The sequence below is a fragment of the Polaromonas sp. P3_C2 genome (assembly GCF_056402675.1).
Genome location: NZ_JBFUGX010000347.1, coordinates 1 through 4,441, shown reverse-complemented (window position 1 = coordinate 4,441; position 4,441 = coordinate 1). Strand labels below are relative to the sequence as shown.

Below are 4,441 nucleotides of genomic sequence, written 5' to 3'. Positions count from 1 at the left end.
GTTTGGATAAAGCCGACGACCAGGTGAAAGCCTGGATGCGCACCGCCCAGCCCAACTTCTTTTTGCCCTTCGACCGCGCAGGCATAGACCCTTTCACCCAGCGCTTTCCCGTGACCTTGCGGCTGGAAGGCACCGTGCGCGGCACCGGCGGCCTGCGCATTACGGGCCGCGACTGCGCAACCTCTGTGCCCGGCCTGTATRCCGCCGGTGATGCTGCCACGCGTGAGCTGATCTGCGGCGCCTTTACCGGCGGCGGCAGCCACAACGCGGCCTGGGCCTTGTCGTCCGGGTTCTGGGCCGGCGCGGGTGCAGCGGGTTTCGCGCGCTCAAACCCGCATAGCGCCGCACGCGCGGTGCTGCGCGCCGGCGGCGTGGGCCTGCAGGGCACGGGCAGCGAACACACCGACAGCGAAGTCCTGATCCGGGCCGTGCAGGCCGAAGTGTTTCCTTATGAGCGCAACTGGTTCCGCAGCGGCGGCGTGCTGGAAGATTCTCTGTCGCGGCTCGACGCGTTGTGGCTGCGCCTGCGCCAGGCCGCACCGGCCGACAGGCAACAGGCGGTTCGCACACGCGAAGCCGCCGCGCTGCTGGCCCATTCGCGCTGGATGTACCGCAGCGCCCTGGCCCGCAACGAAACGCGGGGCATGCACCGGCGCCAGGAGCACGCCGCGCCCGACCCCACGCAACGGCACCGCCTCATCAGCAACGGGCTCGACGAAATCCGGGTCAGCCAGGAAGTGGTCGCATGATCGAGCTCATCAGCGCTTCGCAGTGCACCGGCTGCAACATCTGCGTGACGGCCTGCCCCACCAACGTGTTCGACGCCGTGCCCGGCGGCCCACCGGTCATCGCGCGCCAGGGTGACTGCCAGACCTGTTTCATGTGCGAGCTGTACTGCCCGGAAGACGCGCTGTTTGTCGCTCCCAGCGCCGATGAGTCCGTGCAGGTGAATGAAGAAGCCTTGCGCCACGGCGCCCTGCTCGGCAGCTACCGCAAAGCCGTCGGCTGGGGCGGTGGCCGCAAGTCGACCGCTTCGGACGACCACAGCTACCACCTGCTGCAGAGAGCCTGAGCCTCAACCCATCGCCACCATATGCTATTTATTTGATAGCTGGTGGCGCGCATTTTCATTGGCCTAGCGGCCATTTTTATTGCTCAAAATGCATCAAGACGGCCATTTTTTTGCTCGAAAGCACAAAAAAGCCGGCGCGAAGCCGGCAAAAATGGCCGGCCGCACTGGCAGCACGGCCATGCCACACGAAAGATCAATCCATCAGGCAGCCACGGCCTCGGCAGGCACCACCGGTTGGGTGACCTTCGGTGGCTGCGCCTGGCCACCATGCACGCGTGAGCGGCGGCCGTCCACGCTGATCGGCACGTCGCCGGCCAGCGTGACGCGGCGCACGATGCGCTTCTGGTCGCCGTAGTCGTTGATGGCGTAGTGCTGCGTGGCGCGGTTGTCCCAGATCACCACATCGCCCTGGATCCAGCGCCAGCGCACGGTGTTCTCAAGACGCGTCACATGGCTTTGCAGCACCGACAACAGGTGCTGTGAATCGGTGCTGGAATAACCCACCAGCTTTTTCGCGAAATGGCCGAGCACCAGTGTGCGCTCGCGGGTTTCGGGGTGTACGCGCACCACCGGGTGCTCGGCTTCATGCAATGTGCGGGTGAAAACCTCGCGGTAATGCCGCAGGCCTTCGCTCGACACTTCGTCTTCGCTGCGTGAGGCGGCGTAGTCGTAATCGTTGCCATGAATCACCCAGAGCTTTTCGGCCAGCTCGCGCAGCGCGGGCGGCAGGCCCTGGTAAGCCAGCGCCGTGTTGGCCCACACCGTGTCGCCGCCGGCGGGTGGGATCACCACGCCGCGCAGCACCGATATCTTGGGCGGGGCCACGGCGAAGGTCACGTCGGTGTGCCAGGAGTTGGCACGCCCGCCGTGTTCCGAGTCCAGCTCAAGGATGAAACCCGTGCCCTGGCGCACCGGCACCGTGGGGTGCGGCACCGGCTCGCCCAGGCGTTTGGCAAACGCCTCCTGCGATGCATCGTCCAGATGCTGCTGGCCGCGAAAGAACAGCACCTTGTGCTTGAGCAGCGCCTGGTTCAGCGCAGTGATGGTGGCGCCTGGCAGGTCGGCAGACAGGCGCAGGCCGCGCACCTCGGCGCCAATGCGGCCGGCGACCGGGTGAATATCCACGGGCAATGTTGTCATGAAGAAGCTCCTTGTGTCGTTGATAAAACGGGCGACAGAAATGACGCTGACAAGCTTCTACGCATGACTTGTGCCAGTGAAAACCGGACATTGGAAGGCGTTTTTCCGCCCTCTTGCTGCGATCGAAGCAGCTGGGCAGGACGCGGTGCGGGAAAGTGTTCAACAGCTGCTGTGAATGCAGCATGGCCTTTTCGGCTACAGCGACACGAAGGCGGAATTGCTCTCTTCAGCATCTCCGGCGTGTGCAGACCGTTCGAGCAAGCCATGGCGCTTGAGCAGGGTGCGCAGCACGTTGCGCGAAAGGCCCAGCAGATGCGCTGTCTGCACCTGGTTGCCATGGCAGAACTCGAACGCCGTCTTCACCAGGGTGGCCTCGACGGTGTCAAACAGTTCAGGTTCGGCCTGGTTCATGCGTTGCAGCAGCACCTCGCGCAAACTGTCGGGTGCAGCACCCTGCGTCGCTTCTGTTGAAACCTCTGCTACGGAAGCAGGTGCCGGCAATGCGGCAGGGGCCGCGCGGGACGCCATGCGTGCAGAGCGGTGAATGCCCTGCAGGTCCGCGACATGCAGCGTTGCCGCCGGCGCCACGATGAGCGCGTAGTGGATGACGTTTTCCAGCTCGCGGATATTGCCGGGCCAGTCGTGGGCCAGCAGGGCCTGCTCTGCCTCGGGCGAAAGGCTTGCACCCTTGATGCCCAGGCGCGCGGCGTAGCTCGCCAGGAAATGTCGCGCCAGCGGCAGGATGTCGCCGGGCCGCTCATACAGCGGGCGCAGCTCCAGCGTGGCAACACTCAGGCGGTAGTAAAGGTCGGCGCGAAAGTGGCTGGCGTTCACCGCGTCGCGCAGGTCGACGTTGGTTGCCGCAATCAGGCGCACGTCCAGCGCAATCGGCTTGCGCGAACCGATGCGCACCACCTGGCGCTCTTGCAGCACGCGCAGCAACTTGACTTGCAGGCTCAGCGACAGGTCACCAATTTCGTCAAGGAACAGCGTGCCACCGTCGGCTGCCTCAAACCAGCCGGCGCGGGCGTGCGCAGCGCCGGTGAAAGCGCCGGTTTCATGGCCAAACAGTTCGGCATCGATCAGCGATTCGCTGAAAGCGCCGCAGTTCACCGCCACAAAAGGCCCGCTGCGCCCGCTGCCCTGGTGGATCCGGCGCGCCAGCAATTCCTTGCCGGTACCGGTCTCGCCAATGATCAGGACCGTGGCTTCGGTCGGCGCGACCTGGTCGACGCGCTCCAGCAAGGCCAGCGAGCCGGGGTCTTCGAACACCAGCGCCTTGGCGCGAATCGACAAGGCGCCGGCATTGGGAAGGGTCAGCAACCGGCTCATGCTTCAGGCTCCGTCCGGATTTCGATCAGAACCCGGGAAGCACAGCGCCCTTGAACTCGGCCTGCACGTACTTGCGGATTTCTTCCGAGTGGTAGGCCTTGACCAGCTTGGCCACCCAGGGCTTGTCCTTGTCTTGCTCACGCACGGCGAGCAGATTCACATACGGTGACTTGGCGGCTTCCTGAGCAATCGCGTCCTTGGGGTTCAGCCCGGCGGAGAGCGCGTAGTTGGTGTTGACGGCCGAGGCGTCCAGGTCGTCCAGTGAACGCGGCAGCTGGGCGGCGTCGAGCTCCACAAACTTCAGCTTCTTCGGGTTCTCGATCACGTCGAGCGGCGTGGCCTTCAGGCCTGCTTCGGGCTTGAGCTTGATCAGACCCTTGTCCTGTAGCACCAGCAGCACACGGCCGCCGTTGGTCGGGTCATTGGGAATGCCGAAGCGCGCGCCCTCCTTCAACTCGGCCAGGCTCTTGACCTTCTTGGAATAGAGGCCGATCGGGAAGTTGACGGTGTAGCCGACGTTGACGATCTTGTAGCCGCGGTCCTTGACCTGCTGGTCGAGGAAAGGCTTGTGCTGGTAGCTGTTGCCGTCCAGGTCGCCGGCGGCCAGCGCGGCGTTGGGCTGGATGTAGTCGCTGAACTCGACGATCTGGATCTTCAGGCCGTCTTTTTCGGCGATCTTTTTGACCTGCTCAAAAATCTGCGCGTGCGGGCCGGCGGTGACGCCGATCTTCAGCGGCTTGTCTTGCGCCAGCACGGCGCCGGAGAGGGAGGCGGTCAGCGCGAGTGCGACGGCGGACTGGATGAGGGTGCGTTTGTTCATGGTGTTTCCTTTGGATAAATTGAAAGTTGTTGTGTCGTTTTGTTCCCTCTCCCCCTGGGAGAGGGTTAGGGTGAGGG

4 protein-coding genes and 1 pseudogene are annotated in these 4,441 nt (G+C 64.3%); 2 read left to right on the top strand and 3 right to left on the bottom strand.

Annotation, left to right across the window (positions count from 1 at the left end):
• Positions 1 to 749, top strand: a pseudogene (locus AC1DWI_RS14735) (pyridine nucleotide-disulfide oxidoreductase); the annotation flags it as partial.
• On the top strand, positions 746 to 1,072 hold the full coding sequence (locus tag AC1DWI_RS14730) for a 4Fe-4S binding protein (RefSeq protein WP_477670794.1): 327 nt from the start codon (positions 746 to 748) through the stop codon (positions 1,070 to 1,072). The pseudogene AC1DWI_RS14735 and the gene AC1DWI_RS14730, both read left to right, overlap by 4 nt.
• Before the next feature lie 201 nt (positions 1,073 to 1,273).
• Here AC1DWI_RS14730 and AC1DWI_RS14725 read toward each other — a convergent pair whose 3' ends face one another.
• The 3 genes from AC1DWI_RS14725 to AC1DWI_RS14715 all read right to left on the bottom strand — a co-directional run bounded on the left by AC1DWI_RS14725 (position 1,274) and on the right by AC1DWI_RS14715 (position 4,364).
• Positions 1,274 to 2,212 (bottom strand): TauD/TfdA dioxygenase family protein, encoded by a 939-nt coding sequence (locus tag AC1DWI_RS14725; protein ID WP_477670795.1) that lies wholly within the window; start codon positions 2,210 to 2,212, stop codon positions 1,274 to 1,276.
• 195 nt (positions 2,213 to 2,407) lie between these two features.
• The gene (locus AC1DWI_RS14720; RefSeq protein WP_477670796.1) at positions 2,408 to 3,544 is read right to left on the bottom strand and encodes a sigma-54 interaction domain-containing protein; all 1,137 of its coding nucleotides are present in this window, start codon (positions 3,542 to 3,544) and stop codon (positions 2,408 to 2,410) included.
• A gap of 25 nt (positions 3,545 to 3,569) precedes the next feature.
• Entirely contained in the window at positions 3,570 to 4,364 is a 795-nt protein-coding gene (locus AC1DWI_RS14715; protein WP_477670797.1) for a MetQ/NlpA family ABC transporter substrate-binding protein, read from the bottom strand.
• Positions 4,365 to 4,441 lie beyond the last annotated feature (77 nt).

Excerpts from the sequence above, each read along its gene's own strand:
- AC1DWI_RS14730 (WP_477670794.1), top strand. The coding sequence starts at position 746 with ATGATCGAGCTCATCAGCGCTTCGCAGTGCACCGGCTGCAACATCTGC.
- AC1DWI_RS14725 (WP_477670795.1), bottom strand. The coding sequence starts at position 2,212 with ATGACAACATTGCCCGTGGATATTCACCCGGTCGCCGGCCGCATTGGC.
- AC1DWI_RS14720 (WP_477670796.1), bottom strand. The coding sequence starts at position 3,544 with ATGAGCCGGTTGCTGACCCTTCCCAATGCCGGCGCCTTGTCGATTCGC.
- AC1DWI_RS14715 (WP_477670797.1), bottom strand. The coding sequence starts at position 4,364 with ATGAACAAACGCACCCTCATCCAGTCCGCCGTCGCACTCGCGCTGACC.